At 65.4% G+C, this 3548-nt stretch carries 2 protein-coding genes; both read right to left on the bottom strand.

What is annotated here, in order from left to right:
- A partial coding sequence (locus PGX04_RS13470; protein WP_273738970.1) for a threonine ammonia-lyase occupies window positions 1-561 on the bottom strand: 561 nt, incomplete at its 3' end.
- A 5-nt stretch (window positions 562-566) separates the two neighbouring features.
- Window positions 567-3083, bottom strand: a complete 2517-nt coding sequence (locus tag PGX04_RS13475) for a GcvT family protein (RefSeq protein WP_273738971.1) — start codon at window positions 3081-3083, stop codon at window positions 567-569.
- Window positions 3084-3548: the final 465 nt, after the last annotated feature.

Genomic DNA, 3548 nt, shown 5'->3' on the forward strand with positions numbered 1-3548 from the left:
ACCACCGCCGATCGGGACGACGACGGTGTCCACCGACGGGAGGTCGTCGGCCATCTCGAGGCCGAGCGTTCCCTGGCCGGCGACGATCGCGGGATCGTCGTACGCGTGGACGAACTCCGTCGCGTCGTCGTCGACGAGTCCCTTCGCGTGCGCCATCGCCTCGCGAAAGTCGCTGCCGACGAGTTCCACGTTGGCACCGTAGCTCCGGGTGGCGTCGACCTTCGCCTGGGGCGCACCTCTGGGCATGACGATCGTCGAGTCGACGCCGAGTTTCGTCGCCGCGAGCGCGACGCCCTGTGCGTGATTCCCGGCGCTGGCCGCGACGACCCGCTCCATCCCGCCTTCGGCGACGCACTGTGCGATCTTATTGTACGCGCCGCGGGTCTTGAACGAGCCCGTCCACTGGAGGTGCTCCATCTTGAGGTGGACCTCGCCGCCGGTCAGTTCGTCCAGGGACGTGCTCCGTTCGACCGGGGTGCGCTTGACGACCGACTCGTCGTCGAGCCGGTCGCGAGCCGCTTCGATGTCGGCGAACTCGACGGTTCGTTCCTCCCCGTTCATGGCTGTTAACGGATCATCTTCTCGCGGTCGGGATCGAACAGCGGTTCGTCCCGGACCGTCGCGGGGTGGCGTTCGTTCTCGTAGCCGATCTCGACATCGCGGCCCGCCTCGGCGTCGGCCGCCGGCAGATAGGCGTACGCGATCCCGGCATCGATCGTGTAGCCGTAGTCCGCGCGGGCGACGTCACCGAGCACCTCGCCGCTGTCGGGATCGAGCACCGGATGCCCGGCGTCGACGACCATTCCGGGCTCGTCGAGCGTGATCGGGGCGATCTTCCGGTCGATCCCGCCGTCGCGAGCCTCGAGCAGCGCCTCCTTGCCGACGAAATCCGTCTCGAGGTCGACCGCGAAGCCGATTCCCGCCTCGTAGGGGTTGTACTCGGGAGTGACATCGGTTCCCCACAGCCGGAATCCCTTCTCCATGCTCGTCGAATCGAGGGCTTTCCAGCCCATCGGAACGATGTCGTACTCCTCGCCGGCGTCCTCGATTCGTTCCCAGAGCTGCGCGCCGTACTCCATCGGCGTGTAGAGCTCCCAGCCCAGCTCGCCCGCGTAGGAGAGCCGGAGCATCGTGACCGGAACGCTCTCGAGGTAGCTCTCCTGAGCGGTGTAGAACGGGAACGCGTCGTTCGAGAGGTCGGCCTCGACGAGTGACGACAGGACGTTCCGCGCCTCTGGGCCGAAGACGCCGATCCCGCACATGCTCGAATCGTGGGTCGTTATCGACACGGAGCCGTCGTCGGGCGCGTGTTCGCGGATCCACCGGGAGTGCAGCGTCGCGGAGTTACCCCCGCCGGTAAACACCACGTACCGGTCGTCCGCGAACCGGGCGACCGTCACGTCGGCGAGGATCCCGCCGTCCTCGTTGCACATCGCCGCGTAGCGGATCCGGCCCGGCGAGACGTCGATATCGTTCGTCAGGAGCCCCTGGAGGAGGGCCGTCGCGCTGTCGCCGGTCACCTCGATCCCGGTGTAGGTGGTCATGTCGACCATCCCGACGCGGTCGCGGACCGCCCGGTGCTCGACGCCCTGCGCTTTCGACCAGTTGCGCTCGAGCCAGTCGGGCCTGTCCGGGACGTCGTACTCCTCGAGCAGGGACTCGTTCGTCCCGTACCACTGTGGCGTCTCCCAGCCCCCCGAGTCGTAGAACTCAGCGCCGAGTTCCGCTTGACGCTGGTAGAACGGGCTTCGCCGGAGGCCGCGCTGGCCCCGGGGCTGTTCGCGCGGGTGGATCAGCTGGTAGACCTCCTGATACTGCTGTGCGCCGCGACCCCGCGTGTACTCCCGCGAACCGGCGTGTGGCTGGAACCGCGAAATGTGCGCCCCCGTCGCGTCGACGCGCTCGCCGTCGAGGCGGGGGACGCCGTCTTCCATCCAGTGGGCGACGATGCTCCCGGCACCGCCCGATTGGGTGACCCAGATCGCGAGCGCCCACCAGAGCCCGTCGATTTCCGCCGTCGGGCCGAGGATCGGCATCCCGTCGGGGGTGAAACAGAACATGCCGTTGATCCCGGACTCGAACTCGGCGTCTCGCAGCGACGGGACGAGTTCGCACGCCGCGTCGTAGGCCGCCCCCTCGTGATCGGGGTGGGTGTTCTCGTAGAAGTGCTCCGCGGTGAACTCCCGCAGCGAGGGGTATTCGAGGCCTAGATCCTCGAGTCGCTCCGGGCCGTAGATGTCCGCGGGATCGACCAGCAACGGTTCGTGGTTGTACGAGCCGACGCCGTAGCGCTCGCCGTGCTGGCGGAAGTACAGCGACCGGTCCTGGTGGCGGAGCAGTGGCTGTTCGATCTCGCGGCTCGCCCCCGCGAGTTCCGGGAGGTCGTCCGAGACGAGGTACTGGTGGGCACAGGGGATCAGCGGGATATCGACGTCGACCATCTCGCCGAACAGCGGGCCCCAGATGTTCGTCGCGAGGAGCACCTCGTCGGCCTCGATGCGGCCGCGGTCGGTGACGACCGCCCGGATTTCGCCACCTTCGACGTCGAGATCGGTCACCGTCGTCTCGCCGTAGAACTCGGCGCCCGCCGCTCGAGCCGTCTCGGCCATCGTCGCCGAGGCGTCGACTGCGTGGGCTTTGCCGTCCGTCGGGACGTAGTAACCCCCACGGATGACCGACTCGTCGATCTGCGGGACGCGGTCGGCGACTTCGGCGGGCGAGAGGAGTTCCCCGTTCTCGATTCCGTAGGCCTGGCCCCGTTCGCGCTTTCGTTTCAGGAAGTCCCAGCGGTCCTCGGTGTACGCGACCTCGATGCCGCCGCTCGTCCGGAAGCTCTCGAGGTCTTCGTACAACTCGCGCGTGTACGACGCCATCCGGGTCATCAGCTTGTTGCCGCCCGTCTGGAAGACCAGTCCGGGGGCGTGGGAGGTGGAGCCGCCGGTCTCGAACAGCGGTCCCTGATCGACGACTACCACGTCCTCACGGCCGAGACGAGTCAGGTGGTAGGCGGCGCTACAGCCGACGCAGCCGGCGCCGACGATAACGGTTCCCGCGTCGTCGGGAAGTGTGGTCCCTGCACTCATGTGTCATGATTACTGCCAGACGGTCGAGCATAGCTATCCGGGTGGATAATCTGTGGCGTATAACAACCGGTGGGTGAGAAGAGCCGATAGCCACCGGAATTCGTCCGGATACTGGCCGACGGCAGCCCATCTCAGTGGGATGCTAGTGTGATTCTAGTATCCTGAATCGATTGTGAGAGGGATAGCCGATTCAGGATATTTGGCTCTCAGTCAGAGAACGTCATTAATAACAAAAGTAATATACATATATGGAGTGTGATGCGAATCTATGCCACCGGTGTCCGCCAAGGAGTCGTTTCGGTTCGCCTTCCGACGCGAGTTAGTGAAACTCTATCTCGCGATTTTCGTTGGAATCGTTATTTTAAGCGTCACTCAGGAGGCATTCCACATCATTGCAGAGGGCACCGTCTAGTTAGCGCAGTTTGAGAGGTGAGCAGGTCGTAGAGTGAGTTTGGATCAATGCTC

This window comes from Natrinema soli, from assembly GCF_028618695.1.